Origin of the sequence: uncultured Oribacterium sp., from assembly GCF_902481605.1 — a bacterium.
Lineage (GTDB): Bacteria > Bacillota > Clostridia > Lachnospirales > Lachnospiraceae > Oribacterium > Oribacterium sinus.
In genome coordinates, this window is sequence record NZ_CABSXI010000001.1 from 108,080 (window position 1) to 127,755 (window position 19,676).

A 19,676-nucleotide genomic window follows, 5' to 3' on the forward strand; every position below is an offset into this window, starting at 1 on the left:
AATGGTTTCCATATAGAGTGTTAAGGAAATTTTCAAGTCTTTCCCACGGTGTTATAAGAAGAAAGAAAAGGATTAAGATGCAAAACAAAAGGGGCATAGGACTTGGAATAGTGAATTTATCGATAAAAGTTTAGAAGGGGTAAGGAATGGAAGAACAAAGAGAAAGACAGAGCAGAAAAAGGGGGAAGAGTGAGGGAAAGAGCCTGCTTCCTTTTTTTCTGATCTTTTTTTGCTTCATTTTGCTTTTTGCCGGAGCAGGGCTTTTTTACTATGTGAAGAAATATATGCCTACCAAAGCCAGAGCGGATTTTAACAGCTATTTTTCCGTATCCGGAGACAATGTGGAGCTGTATTTAAACCATGAAAAGCAGGTGGAAGATTCTGTACTGACTCTGGGAAGAATGCAGGACGGAGAGGTGTATCTTCCCTATGGCTTTGTGGTGAAGCAATTAAATATTCGTTTTTACTATGACGATGATGAGAAAACCCTTCGCTATGCTTTGCCGGATTCTGTGGAAATCTATCAGCCGGGAGAAAAGGGAAAGGAGGGAAAGCTTCCCTATTTTGTGGATGGGAAAAACATTTTCCTCAGCCTCTCACTGATTCAGTCCCATACCGCTTTGGAAGTGGAGAACTTTACGGATACGGAGCATAAGAGAGTCTTCCTCTACAATGCTTTTGGTAAGGAAAAGCAGGCTACTTTAACGGCTAAAGAGGCGGTTCGCGTACAGGGAGGTGTAAAGAGCCCTATCCTTACGGATATGGAAAAGGGAGATAAGGTTCTTGTTTTGGAGAAAATGGAGAAGTGGTCCAAGGTGGAAACCAAGGACGGCTTTATCGGTTATCTTCGAAACAGTCGTTTAGGGGATGAGGTGGAGATTGAAAAGAGCTCCGACTTCCGGGCTCCGGTTTATTCTCATAAAAGTATGGGAGAAGGAGTCCATCCGACTTTGGCCTTCCACCAGATTACTACCCGGGAAGCCAATAATACTTTGGATACTTTGCTTCCCAATGCAGCTGAGGCAAATATTGTGGCACCTACCTGGTATGTGCTTTCCGACAATGCCGGGAACTTTATTTCTTATAGTGATGCCAACTATGTAGCCAAGGCTCATGCAGCAGGAAAGAAGGTATTTGCCACCCTGAATAACTTTGATGCGGGAAAGGTGGATGCCAAGGCACTTTTTTCTGCGGCAAAGCATCGAAGTGCTTTAATTGAAAATCTGGTCAAGGATTTAAAGGAAAAGCAGGTTGACGGTATCAATGTGGACATTGAGCTTTTACCGGAAAGCGCAGCCAGAGATTATCTGGAATTCATGCGGGAGCTGTCCATTGCCTGCCGTACCGAGGAGCTCTTTTTGAGCGTGGATTGCTATGTTCCCTATTCTTATAATGCTTACTACAATATCAAGGAGCTGGGAGAAATTTGCGACTATGTAGTCATTATGTGCTATGACGAGCATTATGCGGGATCCGAGGAAGCAGGCTCCGTGTCCTCTTTAAGCTATGTGGAGAGGGGAATTGACGAAAGTGCTGCGAAGATGGATAAGAACAGGGTGATTATCGCCCTTCCTTTCTATACCAGAGTGTGGATTACCGATACAAACGGAAAGCTCCGTTCCGAGGCTCTTTCCATCACAAAGGCCAAGGAATGGATTACAGAGAAAAATGTTCCTTTAGAGTGGAAAGAGGATATTGGTCAATACTACGGTGTGATTCAGGATGGAAATGAGAAAAAGGAAATCTGGATGGAGGATGAAAAGTCCATGGAAGCAAAGATGAGCCTGCTTCGGGAAAAGGGCATTCAAGGTGTTGCGGCTTGGAAGCTGGGACAGGAGCCTCAGGGCTTTTGGTCTATTCTGAATTTAGAAGAAAAAACATCTTAAAATAGAGGCGTCAGGATGAAGACAAAAATCTTTGGAAAAGAAGGGATTTCAGAGGCCGCTGAGATTCTAAAGGGGGGAGGCTTAGTGGCTTTCCCTACAGAAACTGTATACGGCTTAGGAGGGAACGGTTTGGATAAGGAGGCGGCAAAAAAGATTTACGCCGCTAAGGGTAGACCCTCCGATAATCCTTTGATTTTGCACGTTTCCTCTATAGAAGAGGTCTATCCTTTGGTGAAGGCTTTACCGGAAAAGGCAAAGAAGCTGATGGAAGCCTTTTGGCCGGGACCCTTGACACTGGTACTGCCAAAGTCCGACATTGTGCCAAAGGAAAGCACCGGAGGACTGGAAACGGTGGCTCTCCGTTCTCCGGAAAATGCCTTAACCCTCGACCTGATTCGCGCCTGCGGCTTTCCCATTGCAGGACCTTCCGCAAATCTGTCCGGACGCCCCAGCCCCACAGAGGCCTCTCATGTATTTGAAGATTTGGGAGGGAGAATTGAGGGGATTTTAGAGGATGGAGCAGTAGGCATCGGGGTGGAATCCACCATTGTGGATTTAAGTGAAAACTGTCCCACCCTGCTTCGTCCGGGAGCTATCACTCCGGAAGATTTGGAAGAGCTTTTAGGGGAGAAGGTGGCCATTGACCCGACTTTATTGGGAAAGAGCATGGCAGAGGGCTTTACCCCAAAGGCTCCCGGCATGAAGTACCGGCATTATGCACCTAAGGCGGAGATGATACTCTTTAAGAAAAAGGAAGAAGAGGAAAATGACTTAAAGGCAGGACAAGAGGACATAGCAAAATCTATCCTTTCCTACGGGGGGGAGGAACTTTCTGATTGCCCGGAGCAAGAGGTGAAAAAGTCTGTAGCAAAAGCCATCCTTTCCTATGGGGAGAAGGAACTCTCGGTATCTCCGGAGAAAAGGATCTGGATTCTTTGCGGAGAGGATACTGCGTCCCTATATGAGGGGGATGGTCGTTTTACAGTGCAAATTTTAGGTAGGCGAGAGGAACCCCTATCCATGACCCATAATTTGTTTCGACTGCTTCGTAAGGCGGATGAAGAGGGAGTGGAATTGATTTTGGGAGAGTGCTATTCCGAAGAAGGAGTAGGATTTGCCTTAATGAATCGCTTAAAGAAGGCAGCAGGACAAAGGATTTTGTATGTCTAAGGGATAAAGGAAGGTACTTGCTTTCAGTAAGTACTGACGGGCTCAGATTACCCCCATTTCAGATCTATGATGCATGAAAGCTAGGGTTGTTTTTGCTTCATAATCTCTTTCTTTATAATCTCTTTCTTTATTAAATTTCATAGACATCGAAAACCCATAAAATTATAATTTTGAAAAAAATGAAAAATAATTTAAAGCTTTAGCAGGATTGCAAAAAACTTTTATGCTCTAAAGTGTAGAAATCCCATACTCTTGGGTGTATCCTAAAGCTAGAAAGATAGCCTTTTCGGTATAAAAATATTCTCCGGCAATAAGGCTTGGAGAATTATAGAGTGTGGGACGGCGACCTACAGAGAGGGGTGGCTATGAAAGTACTGAAGGAGGACAGAAATATTCACTTGAAGGAACAGATGTTGTTCTCGGAAATATTGGAAGGTTTGAAAGAAATCGAAAAAATTGAACAGGGTGACAAGAAAGAAGGGGCAGCAGAGCGATTTTGCAGCCTCTTTTCTGCACTAGAGGAGGAACTTCATTTCGCAGAGGAAGAAGTTCTGGAGGAGAGGAATCCTGCTTTTGATGAAAGCATTTTACCGAAGGCAGGGGAGCTTCTGGCGGAGGGAGAAAGCCTTTGTTTGCTGGGAATTGCAGAGGAAGATAGGGAAGGCTATATGGAGGTGGAATATGATGCTTCCTTCTTTAAGGCGGCCTTTTCCGATCAAAGATTTTTAAAGAATCTTTGGAACAGCTTCCACTATAGGAATAGAGCCTATTACAGTATATTTTCTTTTAATGGACTATTCTTAGGCTATTGTGGAATCCGAAATCTACAGGCAAGCCCTTGGGAATTGTGCATTTCCTTGAAAAAACAATATCAAGGACGGGGAATCGGTACAGAAAGCTTAAGACTTTTGATGAAGGCCTTAAAGCGCCGTACCGGAGAGTCTGTCTATAGAGGACGGGTGGATGCGGACAATGAAGCTTCTATCGGTATGATGCGGAAGTTAGGGGCAAAGCCCAATGGAATCAGTGAGAGCTTTCTTCACGGAGAGCGATTAATGCATTATCAAAGGCAAAGTAAGTATTTGATTGATGAACGTTTGCAGGAGCTTGCAGAGGAATTCGCTGTACCGGCGGAGGAGCTTTTAGGGCATCTTTTGGAGTTTAGGATTGAAGCATGATCTTTTTGACAGGTTTAATGCATAGTGTTGGAGTTTCGTTTAGGATGAAAAAAGGAATTAAGTTTCATAGTATTTATTATCGCTACTATTTGTTTATCGTTGTGATCCTTCCTCTTCTTTTCCTTTGGACTATTACCGAGAAGAGTGGTGAGAAACTGGAGCTTTTTCAAGGGATGGTTAGTATTGGTCAGGAGGAGATAAACTATATCCTTTCGGGAATCAGTCTCTTTCTCATTTTATTATTTTCTTTTATAGGCTGGAAATGTAGCATTGGTGAGGAGGGGATTTACCTTTGTAAAATAGATTTACTTGTGCCCTGGACGGAAATTACTGCTGTAAGCCATGTATGGATTAATGAAGCCCATTATGTAAGAAAAAAGTTTTTGTTTTATAATCGAAAAACACTGGTAGTTTATAGGAAAGATTATAAGCCGATTTGTATTTACAACATTTCTTTACTTGGCCTATATGCAGTAAAATTTTATCATCCCGAAATACGGACGAATCTAATGACTGCTAGTTTGGCCACAACATTTAATTTGATTCTGAATTCTACTTTACTTTATGGAGTTGTAACGAAATCTTACCAATTCGAAAACACTGTGATTTGGACAATTCTGTATTTCATTAAGGCTTTTATACTTCCTGTGCTAATGCTTGCAGGCCAAAATAAGAAATATGGGAATGCTTTGAAGCATGCTACAATTTATTCTATAAATGCATCCGATGCGATTCATGTATAGGACAAGGAAATGTAAAATAGAAGTACTCATGCAGTACGCAAATCCCCCAGGAACGGCAACTTCTGAGGGATTTTATAATATTCTCCAAAAATAAACTCCCCTATAGCCTCTCCCTTGGCAATATGGTAAAATAATCTGACAGTACTATAGTAAAAGGAGGTTCAATTATGGAACAGGAAAGCAGAATTGCGGTAATGGCCATTATCGTGGAAAACCGTGAGTCCGTTGATGCATTGAATCAGCTGCTTCATGAGTATGGAGATTATATCGTAGGAAGAATGGGACTGCCCTATGAGAAGAAGGGAGTAAACATTGTATCCATCGCTCTGGATGCCCCCAACGACACGATTTCCGCTTTGGCGGGAAAGATTGGGAACATCCCGGAAATCAGTGTAAAAACTGCCTATGCCAGCAAGTAAAGTAGCAGATTTGCTTCGTCAGCTACAAAAAACCCATCATTTGTCTTTGGAAGAATATGAGCTGATTCTTTCGAATAGGACGAAAGAGGATGAGGAGCTGGCGAAGAACCTGGCAAAGGAGTGTACCGAAGCATACTATGGCAATGGGGTGTATACCAGAGGATTAATCGAGTTCACCAACTATTGCAAGAACGGCTGTCACTACTGCGGGATTCAGAGGGAAAACCAAGAGGTGGAGCGCTATCGCCTGACAAAGGAAGAAATTTTGGATTGCTGTCGGGAAGGACATCAACTGGGATTTCGTACCTTTGTTTTACAGGGAGGGGAAGATCCCTACTTTACGGATGAGCGGATTGTAGAGATTGTAAAGGCAATCAAAGAAGAGTTTCCGGATTGCGCGGTCACCCTTTCCATTGGGGAAAAATCCAAAGAATCCTATGAAAAGTATTTTCGGGCCGGAGCAGACCGCTATCTTCTTCGGCATGAGACCGCGGATGAAGCCCATTATCAGAAGCTCCACCCAAAGGAATTATCCTTTCAAAACAGGATGCGTTGTCTTCAGGATCTAAAGGATATCGGCTTTCAGGTAGGCTGTGGTTTCATGGTAGGTTCTCCGGGGCAGAGCAGTAAAAGTTTGGCAAAGGATCTGTACTTTATACAGGAATTTAAGCCGGATATGTGCGGGATTGGCCCATTCATTCCCCAGCACAGCACCATTTTTGCAAAGGAAAAGCAGGGCAGTTTGGAGGACACTCTCTTTCTCCTATCCATGTTGCGTTTGATTCAACCGAATCTTTTGATTCCCGCCACCACAGCTCTGGGAACCATTGACAAAAGAGGAAGGGAGCTGGGAGTTTTAGCAGGGGCAAATGTCTTAATGCCCAATCTGTCTCCCACGGCAGTGCGAAAAAAATATCTTCTCTATGACAACAAAATCTGTACCGGTGATGAGGCGGCTCAGTGTCGTGCCTGCTTAAGCCGAAGAATGGAGTCTGTAGGAGCCAAGCTTCTGGTGGATAGAGGAGATGCGAAGAAAGCAAAAGAAGCAAGATATGAAAAAGCATAGAAGTACCGCTTCGTCGCAAAGATGAGAAAGTCGGTATTTGGCGAATTATGCCAAGTGTGAAACAAAAAAATCTAAGAGTCTATTAATCAGGTGAAAGCATTTATGCCTTCCAATCTGAACGGAACGTTAACACATTTTCCTAAAGAGGAATTCGAACCGGAAGAAGGGAGTATTATGAGTACAATCTATAATCCAAAATCGTCTAAAGCAGAAGAATTTATTTCCCATGAAGAAATCCTGGAAACTTTGGCATTTGCCGATGAGCATAAGAATGACCGGGCTTATATAGAGTCAATCTTGGAAAAGGCAAAGCCGGTATATGATGAGAAGGGCAGAGTCCATTGCGATGGTTTGAGCCATCGGGAGGCCTCGGTTTTATTGGCTTGCGAATTACCGGATTTAAACGAGAAAATGTTTAAACTGGCGGAGGAGATTAAGCTGGCTTTTTACGGAAATCGTATCGTGCTTTTTGCACCCTTATACCTTTCCAATTACTGTGTAAACGGTTGCGTGTACTGCCCTTATCATGCGAAGAATAAGGACATTGCCAGAAGAAAGCTCAGCCAGGAGGAGATTCGAAAAGAGGTAATTGCCCTTCAGGATATGGGGCACAAGCGTCTGGCTTTAGAGGCGGGAGAGGATCCCGTTAATAACCCCATTGAGTATATTTTGGAGAGTATTAAAACCATTTACAGTATCCATCATAAAAATGGAGATATCCGCCGTGTCAATGTAAACATTGCGGCAACCACCGTGGAAAATTATCGTAAGCTTAAGGAAGCCGGTATCGGTACCTATATCCTGTTCCAGGAAACCTATCATAAGGAAAGCTATGAACAGCTCCACCCAACCGGACCGAAGCATGACTATCGTTATCATACGGAAGCTATGGACAGAGCCATGGAGGGCGGTATTGATGACGTAGGTATCGGCGTGCTCTTCGGTTTGGACAAGTATCGCTATGAGTTTGCAGGACTTCTGATGCATGCGGAGCATTTGGAAGCAGTACACGGTGTAGGGCCCCACACCATTTCCGTGCCCAGACTGAAGAGAGCTTCCGACATTGATCCCAGCCAGTTTGACAATGGTATTGATGATGAGATTTTTGAGAAAATCATTGCCTGCATCCGGATTGCCGTGCCCTATACCGGTATGATTATCTCCACAAGAGAGTCCGAAGCCGTTAGAGGAAGAGCTTTATCCATCGGAATTTCTCAGATTTCCGGCGCATCCAGAACCTCTGTAGGAGGCTATTCCGAGGAGGAGCGTCCCCATGATACGGAGCAGTTCGATGTTTCCGACCAGAGAAGCCTGGATGAGGTGGTAAAATGGCTGATGGATCTTGGCTATCTGCCTTCCTTCTGTACTGCCTGCTATCGGGAGGGAAGAACCGGAGATCGCTTTATGGCGCTGTGTAAATCCGGACAGATTCAAAACTGTTGTCATCCCAATGCCTTAATGACCTTGGCGGAGTTCCTCACCGACTATGCCAGTGAGGGTACCAAGAAGTGCGGAGAAGACTTAATCGAGAAAGAGCTTCTTACCATCCCCAATGAAAAACGACGGAACATTGCCAAGGATCACATCAGTAATATTTACGAGTCCAATAAGAGAGACTTTTATTTCTAAAGCAATATAGAATCCAAGTTAAGCGATATAGGTCTGAATGCAGGGGAGTCTGAGAACATACCCCCAATTTCAGACCTATATTGCTTAGAAATTTATTTTGATTTTTCACAGCCCCTTTCATAGAGGATGTTTTTTTGCGCTTACGGCTATAGCTAAGGCTTTTTACTATAGGAGGAAAAGATGAGTCTACAGGACACCCCTCAGGGGGAGCGGATTCACATCGCATTTTTCGGGAGGAGAAATGCGGGAAAATCCAGTTTTTTTAATGCCATTGCCGGACAGAAGCTGTCCCTTACTTCGGAGACTTTAGGTACTACTACCGATCCGGTGCGAAAATCCATGGAAATTCTTCCTCTGGGGCCGGTGCTCCTGATTGATACCCCGGGCTTTGATGATGAGGGGGAGCTGGGAAGCATGAGGGTGGAAAGAACCAAAGAGGTACTTCGGGAAACGGATATTGCCCTCTTATTTCTTCCCGCAAAGGACTTTCTTTCCGCCAAGGACGTTCTGCCTGCAAGGAAAGAGGCGCAGGGGGAAGGCTTTTTCTTGTCAGATATAGAGGGGCAGGAGGAAGTCCTTTTCTTGCCGGAGAAGGAGGCCTCCTACCTTAGACTTTTTCAGGAAAATAAGATTCCCTCCTTCCTTTTGCTTAGTCAGTCAGATAAACTTTCTTCTGAAGAAAGACGGCAGATTGAGGACTGGATTTCTCGGAAAAAGGATACGCCATTTCAGGGGGTTTTTTTAGTGTCTTCCGAAACCAAGGAGGGGGTAGAAGCAGTAAAGAATGCCTTTGCACCCTTAGCAAGCCTTCAGGAAGAGAAAAAGCGGCTCTTTCACGGTCTGGTGGAGCCGGGAGATTTTGTGGTACTGGTGACACCCATTGATGAATCCGCTCCGAAAGGAAGACTGATTTTACCGCAACAAATGGCGATTCGAGACATTTTGGATTATAATGGAATTCCTTTGGTCTGCCAGGTGGAGGAACTTCCGAGGATTCTGGAAAATTTGGGTGAAAAAATCAAGCTGGTGGTTACGGACTCTCAGGCATTTTCCAAGGTGAATCAAACACTTCCTAAGACTATGCCATTGACCTCCTTTTCCATTCTGATGGCAAGATACAAGGGATTTCTAAGCTATGCCTTGGAGGGCTGTGCTACGCTTTCCACCTTGGAGGATGGGGACAGAGTCTATATTGCAGAGGGCTGTAGCCATCATCGGCAATGTGGGGACATTGGTACGGTAAAGCTTCCTCGAATGTTGGAAAAATATAGCGGAAAGAAGCTTCAGTTTGTATATTCGGAGGGCAAGGGATTTTTACCGGAGAAGGAACAGAAGCGGGTGAAGATAATGATTCACTGCGGGGCCTGTATGCTTAGTGAAAAAGAAGTGGAGAGTCGTTATCAGGACTTTCTTCGAAAGAAGATTCCCATTTGTAATTACGGACTGGCTATGGCGAAGATGACAGGCATTTTGGAACGCTCCATTGAGATGCTATAATAGAATGCAACGAGTAGATTAATAAAGAAATCACTAAAGAAATCACTAAAGAAGTCAATAACGAAGTCAGTAGAGAAATAAACGATAAGCTTCATATCGATAATCGATGCATTGCAGTACTTAAGAAAGAAGGAATTCCCCTATGGTTAAACTCATTCATACCGCAGATTTGCATTTGGACAGTGCATTTCGCTCCCGCTTCACAAAGGAAGAGGCGGAAAATAGGAGACAAAAGCAGCTTATGGCTTGGAAGGAGCTGCTGTCCTTTGCTGTAGAAAAAAAGGTACAGGGAATCTTGATTGCCGGTGATCTTTTTGACAGTCCGGTGGTTTCTCATGGAACAATGGACTTTTTCCTATCCACTATTTCGGAGCATCCGGAGATTTCCTTCTTCTATTTAAGAGGAAACCATGATACGGAAAATACCTTCTGCTATCAGGAAAATCTGCCGAAGAATCTCTTTCTCTTTTCGGAAAAGGGGAAGAAATACCGTTTAAACGATAGATTACTTTTGGCGGGGGTGGAATACGGCACCAAGGATATTTCCTTTGGTGAAAATGAAGGGGCTACACAGGGAGCTGGACAAGCTGCCGAACAAGGTGTAGGACAGGAAAATGCACATGGAGCGGAAGCGCTAAGTAAAAGCGAATCTGAGTCGGAGGAGGAATCCAAGTTCCTAAAGCTAAAAGAGGAGGACTGCAATATCCTCCTGCTTCACGGTGCTCTGTATCAGGGAACGCCCAAAGGAGAGGCTGTTCAGGGAGAGGAAGGCATTTTCCTGAAAAATCTTGAAAAGCTTCCCCTATCCTATATCGCCCTAGGGCACATCCATAAGGGGGGAGAAGGCAAGTTAAATAATGGCGCCCTTTGGGCTTATCCCGGTTGCCTGCAAGGAAGGGGCTTTGACGAGGAAGGGGAAAGGGGATTTCTGTATCTGAAGGTAGAGGAAGAGAAGAAGGAAATCCGGAAAGAATTTATCCCCATTAAGCAAGGGGAGTTCCGGATTTTGGAGATTGAGCTTTTGGAAGATGAGGGAACTTTGGCCTGTCTGAAAAAGATAGAAGTGGAAATGGAGAAGGCCGGCATTGCCAAAGAGGACAGCCTTCGCATTATTTTAAAGGGAAAGAAGGGATTGGAGCAGGAGAGAAATCTTCGTTACCTGCAATTACAGCTTCAGGACAGCGTATTTTTCTTGGAAATCCGGGATGAGTGCGAGCTTAGTTGGAACCGGGAAGAAGCCATGAAGGAAAAGAGCCTGAAGGGAGAATTCCTGCGGGTGTTGGCCGCTGCGGATAATCTTTCCAAGGAAGAGCAGGAAGAAATCATTGCCTTAGGAATGGGGCTTTTGCAGGGAGGAGAACTATGATTATAGAAGCATGCCACATTGCCCAATTCGGAAAATGGAAGGATGCGGATTTTTCCTTTTCTCCCGGAAAGAACAGTTTCCTTTGGGATAACGGTTATGGAAAAACCAGCTTTATCTACTTTTTTAAGCTGATGTTCTATGGGGTTTCCGGGGATAGAAAACAGGACTTGGAGGAAAATGAACGAAAGCATTACATGCCCTTCCAAGGAGCATCCTTTGGAGGACGGATCATTTTCCGTATTGGAGAGAAGCGTTATCGCTTGGAAAGAAGCTTCGGGCTAAAGAAGTCTGAGGACAGCTTCCGACTTTTTGATGAGGACAGCGGAAAGGAATCCAAGGATTATTCGGAAAATATCGGAGAAGAACTTTTTTCTTTGGACGCAGAGTCTTTCCAAAGAGTTTGCATGATTAGCCATGAGGATCTTCATTTTTCCATGAACTCCCGTATGCATGCCAAGCTTGGCAATGTGGCGGAGGATCAGGAGGATATGAAGAAGTTCCAGCAGGTGCAGACGATTCTTAAGGATGGCATCAATGCCCTGTCTCCTAACCGTCGAACCGGAAACATTTTCAAGCTAAAGATGCAGGAAGAGGAATTGTCCTCCGGACTTTACGGAAAAGAAGCTTTGGAAAATGCAGTTCTTTCTATAGAGAAGGAAGTGCTTTCCCTTACGGAAAAGGAGACCCGGCGAAAGGAAGAGGGAAAGGCCTTGGAGGCGGAGCTTAATCAAAGGATTTCGGAAAAGGATTCTTTGGGGAAGTGGATGTCCTATGCCCAGAAGAAGGAAGAATGGGAAAAGGCGGAGTATCGTTATGAAAATGCTTTAAAGTGGTACTATCAGGATCGCTTTTCCGATATTCCCGAGGAGAAGAAAGCTCTACTTTGGAAGGAGGAAATGCAGTCTCTTCAGGAGCAGATTCATTCTATAAAGAAGGAAATTGAAAAGGTATCGGAAGCCGGCGGGGAGAATGTCGATGTAGAGGCCGGAAAAGAAGAGGGAATAGTGCTGCCTCTTGAAGAAGCAAGTGTTCCCGGTGCCAGTCGTGCAAAGAAAGATACTTCGAAGAACGAGACCTTTGGGAATGTGACAAAGGAAATGGGACAGTATGGTACTTCTCCTGTAGTGCTTTTCGCTTTGGTAGGACTGGGGCTACTCTTTGTTCTTCTTTTCTTCGGAAAGCTTTTCGGTATGCCATTGGGACTTCCATCAGCCCTATTCCTATTGCTGGGGATCCTTTCCCTTAGTCTTTGCTTCTTCCTTTGGTGGAGCGGAGAACAGAAAAAGCGGACATGGAAAGAAAAGCAGGAAGAGGAAGAGGGCAGACAAAGAAAGCAACAGGCAATACGCTTTGCTTCCTTGGAAGAGCTTCTTTCCCGTTTTCATAAGCTGGAAGATATGCAGGATTTAGAAATGGAAGCAGCAGGTCGAAAAGAAGAGTTCCTCCGCTTCGTGGAAGAGGAAGGAGGAGAGCAGGCCTTTTCTTTATTGGAAGAGAAACAGAAGGAATGGGAGGAAGGCCCTTCCTTAGAGGAGAGCAGGAGAAAGCTGGAAGAGTTCCGAAAAGAGGAAGAAGAAAGAAGGGAAGAGATTCGGAAGAAACGGGCGGAAAGAGAAGCGAAGGTTCGGGATTTGGAGTTCTTGGAAGAACAGGAAAGACTTCTGGAACAGAAAAAAGAAGAACGGGAGGCCTTGGAAAAGCGCTACAATCTTTTGCAAAAGACCAAAGCTTATCTGGAAATGGCCAAGGAGCGTTTTGCCCTACAATATAAGGAGCCTATTCTGGAAGCTTTTCAGAAGTATTTTCAGAGTATCTGCACAGAGCCCTTGCAATTCCAGATGAGTGAGGACCTGGAGCTTAGCTTTGTAGACAGGGGACTAAGCCGGGAGCAGGGCTATTTAAGTGAGGGCTTGCAGGATCTTTGCCGTTTCTGTCAAAAGCTGGCCATCTTTGATGCCATGTTCCGGGAGGAAAAAGCCTTCTTATTATTGGATGATCCCTTCAGCCATTTGGATGAGAAAAACGGAGCGAGAGCAAGAGCTTTGCTGGAGGAGCTTGCCAAGAGTCGTCAGATTTTTTACTTTACCTGTAGCGAGGAACGAAAGCTTAGTGACTAAGATGGATATTCCGGGAAGTTCTCCATTATCCTTCCCCATCATCATTCCAAAAGTTCCCTCCCTATCATATTCTATGAATATAAGGAATTACCGAAATCTATTAACAAAAGCCGTTATCGAGAGATAGCGGCTTTTTTCGTGCATTTATCGGCCTTTTTCGTGCAAAAAACTTATAAAGAAAAATTATTTTGCAAAAGTAGAATATTTTTTTGATTTTTTTGCTTATATATTAAAAAAATAACGCGATATACATACATAGCAAAATAATTTAAGAAAAAAAGGAGCTATAAAAATGAAGAAGATAAGAAATAGAGGAATCAGAGAAAAGCCCCCGAAGAGGGGAGAGAAAGGCGGCAAAGCACCGCCGGCGGGAAGAGCTTAAGAGGGTAGCTGCAATACACTCTACTCTTTCGAAAATACGGTAAGAGGACCGGGGAACACCCGTGGGAGCACAGAATATACGGCAAAGAGAGTTCAGCACTATTTATGCCTGAACCGAGGGCGCTGAGAAAAAGAAGAGCCCGTGGTGAGATTCCCCCGTCCCCTTAAAACTTTATAAAAGCATAGCTCCTTTTTCTAAGGAGAAAGAGAAGAATTTCTTCTTAGTAAGAAAATAAACGAAAGCAAACGAAAGCAAAAAGAGTATGAAAAAACTGTCTGCATAGACATTTTTTATAAAGAACGCAAAGTGAGGGATAATTAATGATGAAGAAGAACATGAACAGATTAGCAACATTGGCATTAAGCGGAATGATGGTATTTTCCACCGCCGCACCGGTATTCGCATCCAGCACCAGTGTCAACAAGACTGATCCGAACTTAAATGTATATTATGGAAAGGATGAAGCTAACGTAGGTGTAAGTGCAAATGCCGCTGGAAAGTTAGAGACTTTAGGGAATTCCGTTTCCTTTGATAAGGTAATCCGTGTTGAAACGGACAACAATGAAATGGTGGACCAGCCGGATGTGGTATGGACATACGGCGTTGCAGGAGTCACAAACAACCAGAAGATTAATGTCGGCGGAGCTTCCGAATCAGCAGCATTTGAGGTAGGTAAAACAAAAATTGTAGATAAAAATAATCAGGAAATGATTGTTTTAGCCGGACAGGATTCCCAGATTGATACGGGAAACAGTGATTTAAAGGCGGAATTTAAGGCCAACAGCTTTAACCTTGCCGGCACGGAAGGAAGTACATTAAAGGATTTTAAAGACGGAGTAAAAATCACCTTTAAGCCTGCTGCCTTTGCTACTCCCGGAGTATATCGCTTCGTAGTTACAGAAAATCCTGCAACAGGAGCAAACAGCGGAGACGTGGAGGCTATGAAGGTTAACGTGGATGGTGTGGAAAAACCCTACCAGACTCAGCGTTTCCTGGATGTATATGTACGTTTGAAGGAAGGTAGTGCTACCGGTGAAAGAGAAATCTACGGCTATGTTCTCCACAGTGGAGATACTCTGCTTGCCAACAATGCAACAGGAAATAAGCATACCGGAGACAAGAACAGCGGTTTTGACGGAGATGGCAATAAAACGGGCAAGAGAGATACTCCTCAGGGATATACCCGTTATACTCCGAGAAAGCTGAAGGTGGATAAGAAGATTAGCGGAATGATCAATAAGGATAATCTCTTTCCCTTCACAGTCAACCTTTTTCATAACAAAGCAGGAGCAGTCAACTTTGACAACGCGGATTTGCAGGTTAAGGTAAAGATGCCGGGAGCAACTGCTTATACCGTTAAGAAGGCCAGTGAAATCCCCGGATTAGGCGCAAAGCTGAAGGACGGACAATCTTTGGAAATCATCGGTTTGCCAAAAACCACTACCTATAATGTAAAGGAGAACAACAATACTGCTTTAACCATTAAGTCCGATGTGCGCTTCTCCGAGGATGTGGCACATGATGTTCCGGATACTGCAGCGGTAACCACTGAAATAGTGGCACCGACACATGACTCTACAGAAAGAGGCGGAGATAAGAGCTTAGTACAGAAGGACAGTCATGTGGCTTACCACAACCACATCGATGAAATCACACCAACCGGTGTAGTACTGACTGTAGCTCCTTATGCCATGATGCTAGCAGTGGCAGGAAGCATGGGCTTCATGTTCTTTAACCGGAAGAAGGAAGAGGAATAAGTCGTCTATCCCTACTTAGGATAGAGGAGACGGGAAAAGGAAAGCCTTAGGGTTTTTCTTTTCCCCGGATTCTTCCTTATCCCTTTTTTCCCAATCCATCCCGGTCATCCCGGATAGATGCGAGATTTTCGGGAACAAAAGTATTGCATGTATCCCGGGATACAAGAGTAGAGAGGCAAATATGAACATTGCGGTGAGAGCGGCAAGGCTGGGAGATCGCATGATTACCATCTTAGCTGCCATTCTAATGATTCTACTCATGAGCTACGGGGGATTTTCCCTTTGGTACACCTATATGACCATGCAAGAAGGATTTTTAAACAATGACTTAATGTCCTTAAAACCAGTAGTAAGTGAGGATGGCAGTCTAAGCTTTGAGGAACTCTTAGCCTTAAACAAAGATACCAGAGCTTGGATTACCCTGGACGGAACCAATATCGACTACCCTATGGTACAGGGAAAGGATGATATGGAATACGTCAATAAGGATGTGGAGGGAAACTTTTCCCTATCCGGATCCATTTTTATGAGCTATCACAATGCGCCGGATTTTTCCGACCCCTATATTCTGACCTATGGACATCATATGGACAACGGCGGAATGTACGGAGATGTGATGGAGTTCATCGATAACAGTTATTTTGAAGAACATAAGACAGGAACTTTGTATTTGCCCGGAAAGGCAAGGCAGTTAGAGATCTTTGCCTGTATTGAGGGAGATGCCTATGACCCCTATATCTATAATGTTATGGATAAACAGGGGAATATGCAGGAGTTTCTGGATTACATCAAAAATAATGCACAGCAGTATAGAGATATTGGGATGAAAGACACGGATCAGGTAATCAGCTTATCCACCTGTGTATCTGCATCCACCAACGGTAGGATGATTGTCTTTGCCAGAATAAACCCATAAGGGGGTGAGGGAATTTGTTTCGAAAAAAATGTCAAAAAATCTTAGCGGGACTATGTGCCCTCCTCTTAATGGGGACGGGGAAGTCCACGGTACTGGTCTCCAGTGCCAGTGAACAGAAGAAAAATTTCGGCTTGGAGAAGCCTGCAGAAGTGCAGATTCCCTTTGCCATCTCTGTTTCAGGAGAAGAGGTTCCCCAGTCAGAGTTCCGCGTCTATATAGAAAGAGCTGTGGAAAGCCCCAATGCGCCGCTACCCACCCCCTACATTATGGATCTCCACATGGACTCCGGGGAAGAGCAGTTCAGCTTTGGAAAGATGCAGTTTTTAAGTGAGGGAGAGTATCATTATCGTGTTCGTCAGGAACAGCGAAATCATGAAGGCTTTACCTATGACACCACGGTATATTCCGTTGTGATTGAAGTACACAGTAAGAACAAGGACTACAATGGAAATGAAGTATCTCCTTATCTTTATGCCATTGTCCTTGCGGAGAAAGAAGGAGAAGAGGATAAGTCCGGTGAGCTTTTGTTTAAAAACAGCTACTATCGAGACCCCTCCACGCCGGCTCCCGGACCGAGGCCGAAAGGAGGAAATGAAAATCCTCCCGGTAATCCGCCCAAGAATCCCGGTGTTTTGGGAGTGGGCAGAGAAATCCTAAAACCCATCGAGGGAATCATCAGTCAGGTACCTTCCGTATTGGGTGTGGCCAGAAAGATTGCCACAGGAGATGACAGTGATATGGTATTCTATGGACTATCAGCCTTGCTGGCCATGGGAAGCTTCGGTTTTTGGAGCTACCAGGTGAAGAAGCGTAGTGAGGATGATGAAAATCCCGAAACAGAAGAGTAAAGAGCCTTTCCCTTTCTTGGTTTAGGAGAGAAAGAACGGGGAAGGTTAAAGAAAAACACCTTGGAAAAGAGCTTGCCGAAAGGCGTAAGGGGGCTCCTTCCAAGGTGTTTTTTTATGCTTCACAAGTATTGTCGAAAGGATTGTGGGAAATCCGCTTTCTTGCTCTATCTTTTCCTGATTTCTTGCTTTATTTCTTTCCGGCTTCTTCCTGTTCATTTAAGTTTTTGGAAACCGTCATTTCCTGATTATCGATATGCTCCTTCATCAGAGCCTTTGCACGGATAATGTCACGAATACGGATAGCTTCCAGAATCTTCTCATGTTCGTTGATAAGGGTTCCTCTTTGAGCCTCATCTTTAATATATTCTAAACGATAGCGGTACATCTGCTCCCGAAGATTGTTAATCATCTGAATCAAACGTTTATTGCCGGTGGCATTGTAAATGATGTCATGGTAGGCCTCATCCGCCTCTGCAATTTCCATTTCTGTGCCGGTGGCTACGGCCTTCTTAAAAGAATCCTCCGCCTTATGTAGGGCTGCAAGCTGCTCTTCGTCGATTCTCTGGCAGGCAAGGTCTGTAGCCAGCTCTTCCAAAGCACCCCGAACCTCCAGCACATCCTGCAAAGACTTGTGGGAAATCTTCGCTACCTCTGCCCCCCGTCTGGGAATCATCAGGACCAAACCTTCCAGCTCCAGCTTTCGGATTGCCTCACGAATAGGGGTTCTGGAAACGCCAAGTTTTTCAGCCAGTTGAATCTCCATAAGCCTTTCGCCGGGCTTCAGTTCTCCCTTTAGAATTGCCTGTCTCAGGGTGTTGAACACCAAATCCCGTAGGGGAAGATACTCGTTCATATTAATGGTAAAATCACTACTCATCTATACCTCCTTCTTCTGCCCATGGCTCTGTAAGATATACCTGCTGTGCTAAATGTCGATCCTCGCCATAGCGAAGTGCCTGATAGGCTTTTTCCGCCCGGGCTTTATGCTCCAAAGGAAAAAGAGCGAAGACCGTTGGACCGGAACCGCTCATCAAGGCTACTTCCGCTCCGTAAGACAGGAGACGCTCCTTAAGAACTTGTATTTCAGGTCGCATGGCAATACTGACTTTTTCCAAAATATTCCCCATAAGAGGAGTAATTTCCGATAGATCTCCTTTTTTCAGAAAATGCAGAAACTTTTCCACATCCGGATGCTCTTCTTTAGGAATGGCACTTACGTTCAAGGCTTCATAAACAGCCTTTGTAGACAGGGAAAATGCCGGTTTTGCCAAGAGAAGAATACAAGCCGGTAAGTTGGGAAGGGGTGTAAGAATTTCTCCGATGCCTTCTGAAAGATAGCAACCTCTGTGTAGACAGAAGGGAACGTCCGCTCCCAGCTTTACTCCTCTTTTCTCTAAATCCTTTATACTAAGTCCCAGAGCATAAACCTGATTCATCAAATGCAATACAGCGGCGGCATCCGTGGAGCCTCCGGCCATTCCTCCGGAAACCGGAATACGCTTTTCCAGTCGGAAGGATAAGCCGTCCTTTATGGAAAATTCTTCTGCCAAAAGCCTTGCGGCTTTTACCATCAGATTATCCTCGCCGGTGGGGAGAAAGTCCAAATTACTGCTTAAGCGAATGCCGGGAGTCTTCTCCCTTGTCAGAAAAATCCGGTCATGAAGCTTAACGGTCTGCATGACCATGCACACATCATGATATCCATCCGGCCTTTTTCTTTTCACATCCAGGGAAAGATTAATCTTTCCGTAAGCCTGAATTTGCTGTTCTTCCATGCTTCTTCCTTCTAAAAAATCCTGTATACAAACGCCACTTTATTGTAAAGGTTAAATTGCATTTTTGCAAGTGCAATCCTCTGTGTTACTAAAGTAGATAAAAATAAAAAACTTCTTGACAGGGTGACAAGCTGTCACTATACTGGGCTGGTAAAAATAGTGACAAGCTGTCACTGTCTACGTTCAAGTAAAAGCTGACAGCCTGCCATTGATAAGAAAGTATAAATCATCACAGAATGTATTGAGGGGGAAGATGCCTACATTAAGATTTTTGAATTTGGAAGAAGAAAAACGAAGGCGAATTTTGGAAGCGGCAAAAAAAGAATTTTCTTCCTATGATTATGACAAAGTATCCATTAATCGGATTATTCAGGAAAGTGAGATTTCCAGAGGAGCTTTTTATACCTATTTCCCGGATAAGGATGATTTGCTGGTGTATCTTTTTGAAGCGGAAGAAGATAAGGCAGTAGGGCATTTCATGGAAATCATGGCACGCAATAATGGGAATTTTTTCCAAAGTATTCAGGAGTGGGTCATCGAAATCGTGAAGATTCGAAAAAAACAAATTGTGCAGGATAGTTTTGCCATGTTCTATCGCTCCGGCTTTTTAAAGAATCTTTCTTTGGCCAGTATGAAAAGTCATATGGATAGGGGAAGACGGGATAATATAGATGTGGTATTAGAAGCAATTCCCAAGGATTATTTTCCCAAGACATTATCGGAGGAGGAAAAGGGAATTGGGATTCAAACCGCATTTTCTCTGGCGTCCTTAAGTCTTTTGCAGTCCTTTTCCATAGAAAAAAGAAAAGAGGGAATATCCGATCCGGAGGATGATAAGGAACAGGAAGCCTTTATTGAACAAATTCTTTATGTATTCCAAAAGCAGATTCAGCTCTTGGAAAAAGCGTTAGGAGGAAAAGAGTAGAG

The 19,676-nt window shown here is 44.3% G+C and carries 16 protein-coding genes; 14 read left to right on the forward strand and 2 right to left on the reverse strand.

What is annotated here, in order from left to right:
- Positions 1–146 precede the first annotated feature (146 nt).
- The 13 genes from RDQ32_RS00525 (at position 147) to RDQ32_RS00585 (ending at position 16,974) form a co-directional block, all read left to right on the forward strand.
- Positions 147–1,886 (forward strand): glycosyl hydrolase family 18 protein, encoded by a 1,740-nt coding sequence (locus RDQ32_RS00525; RefSeq protein WP_308578686.1) that lies wholly within the window; start codon positions 147–149, stop codon positions 1,884–1,886.
- A gap of 15 nt (positions 1,887–1,901) precedes the next feature.
- The gene (locus RDQ32_RS00530; RefSeq protein ID WP_308578689.1) at positions 1,902–3,056 is read left to right on the forward strand and encodes an L-threonylcarbamoyladenylate synthase; all 1,155 of its coding nucleotides are present in this window, start codon (positions 1,902–1,904) and stop codon (positions 3,054–3,056) included.
- Positions 3,057–3,421: 365 nt separating this feature from the next.
- The gene (locus RDQ32_RS00535) at positions 3,422–4,234 is read left to right on the forward strand and encodes a GNAT family N-acetyltransferase (RefSeq protein WP_308578691.1); all 813 of its coding nucleotides are present in this window, start codon (positions 3,422–3,424) and stop codon (positions 4,232–4,234) included.
- 44 nt (positions 4,235–4,278) lie between these two features.
- Complete coding sequence (locus RDQ32_RS00540; protein WP_040649068.1) at positions 4,279–4,977, forward strand: hypothetical protein; 699 nt, start codon at positions 4,279–4,281, stop codon at positions 4,975–4,977.
- Positions 4,978–5,144: 167 nt separating this feature from the next.
- Positions 5,145–5,396: a TM1266 family iron-only hydrogenase system putative regulator gene (locus RDQ32_RS00545; protein ID WP_304069895.1), complete on the forward strand. Its 252-nt coding sequence runs from the start codon at positions 5,145–5,147 to the stop codon at positions 5,394–5,396.
- Positions 5,383–6,462, forward strand: coding sequence for a [FeFe] hydrogenase H-cluster radical SAM maturase HydE (gene hydE / locus RDQ32_RS00550; RefSeq protein WP_308578693.1), 1,080 nt, complete (start codon positions 5,383–5,385; stop codon positions 6,460–6,462). The genes RDQ32_RS00545 and hydE overlap by 14 nt, the downstream gene beginning before the upstream one ends.
- Before the next feature lie 174 nt (positions 6,463–6,636).
- On the forward strand, positions 6,637–8,091 hold the full coding sequence (gene hydG, locus RDQ32_RS00555; protein WP_308578695.1) for a [FeFe] hydrogenase H-cluster radical SAM maturase HydG: 1,455 nt from the start codon (positions 6,637–6,639) through the stop codon (positions 8,089–8,091).
- Between the two features lie 180 nt (positions 8,092–8,271).
- Positions 8,272–9,588, forward strand: a complete 1,317-nt coding sequence (hydF, locus tag RDQ32_RS00560) for a [FeFe] hydrogenase H-cluster maturation GTPase HydF (RefSeq protein WP_308578697.1) — start codon at positions 8,272–8,274, stop codon at positions 9,586–9,588.
- Positions 9,589–9,730: 142 nt separating this feature from the next.
- Complete coding sequence (locus tag RDQ32_RS00565; protein WP_308578699.1) at positions 9,731–10,954, forward strand: metallophosphoesterase; 1,224 nt, start codon at positions 9,731–9,733, stop codon at positions 10,952–10,954.
- Positions 10,951–13,071: an AAA family ATPase gene (locus tag RDQ32_RS00570; RefSeq protein WP_308578701.1), complete on the forward strand. Its 2,121-nt coding sequence runs from the start codon at positions 10,951–10,953 to the stop codon at positions 13,069–13,071. Before RDQ32_RS00565 ends, RDQ32_RS00570 begins: the two co-directional genes overlap by 4 nt.
- Before the next feature lie 702 nt (positions 13,072–13,773).
- A complete protein-coding gene (locus tag RDQ32_RS00575) occupies positions 13,774–15,210 on the forward strand; it encodes a hypothetical protein (RefSeq protein WP_308578703.1) in 1,437 nt (478 codons plus the stop codon).
- Between the two features lie 181 nt (positions 15,211–15,391).
- Positions 15,392–16,126, forward strand: coding sequence for a class B sortase (srtB, locus tag RDQ32_RS00580; RefSeq protein ID WP_308578705.1), 735 nt, complete (start codon positions 15,392–15,394; stop codon positions 16,124–16,126).
- Between the two features lie 14 nt (positions 16,127–16,140).
- Positions 16,141–16,974: an FctA domain-containing protein gene (locus RDQ32_RS00585; protein WP_308578706.1), complete on the forward strand. Its 834-nt coding sequence runs from the start codon at positions 16,141–16,143 to the stop codon at positions 16,972–16,974.
- Between the two features lie 187 nt (positions 16,975–17,161).
- Here the strand turns inward: RDQ32_RS00585 and RDQ32_RS00590 are convergent, their stop codons facing one another.
- Positions 17,162–17,851, reverse strand: a complete 690-nt coding sequence (locus RDQ32_RS00590; protein ID WP_308578708.1) for a GntR family transcriptional regulator — start codon at positions 17,849–17,851, stop codon at positions 17,162–17,164.
- Positions 17,844–18,749 carry a 4-(cytidine 5'-diphospho)-2-C-methyl-D-erythritol kinase gene (gene ispE / locus RDQ32_RS00595; protein WP_308578710.1) on the reverse strand — a complete coding sequence of 302 codons (906 nt, stop codon included), beginning with the start codon at positions 18,747–18,749 and terminating at the stop codon, positions 17,844–17,846. Before ispE ends, RDQ32_RS00590 begins: the two co-directional genes overlap by 8 nt.
- A 253-nt stretch (positions 18,750–19,002) precedes the next feature.
- On the opposite strand from ispE, the gene RDQ32_RS00600 reads away from it, so the two are divergent.
- Positions 19,003–19,674, forward strand: coding sequence for a TetR/AcrR family transcriptional regulator (locus tag RDQ32_RS00600; RefSeq protein ID WP_308578711.1), 672 nt, complete (start codon positions 19,003–19,005; stop codon positions 19,672–19,674).
- Positions 19,675–19,676: the final 2 nt, after the last annotated feature.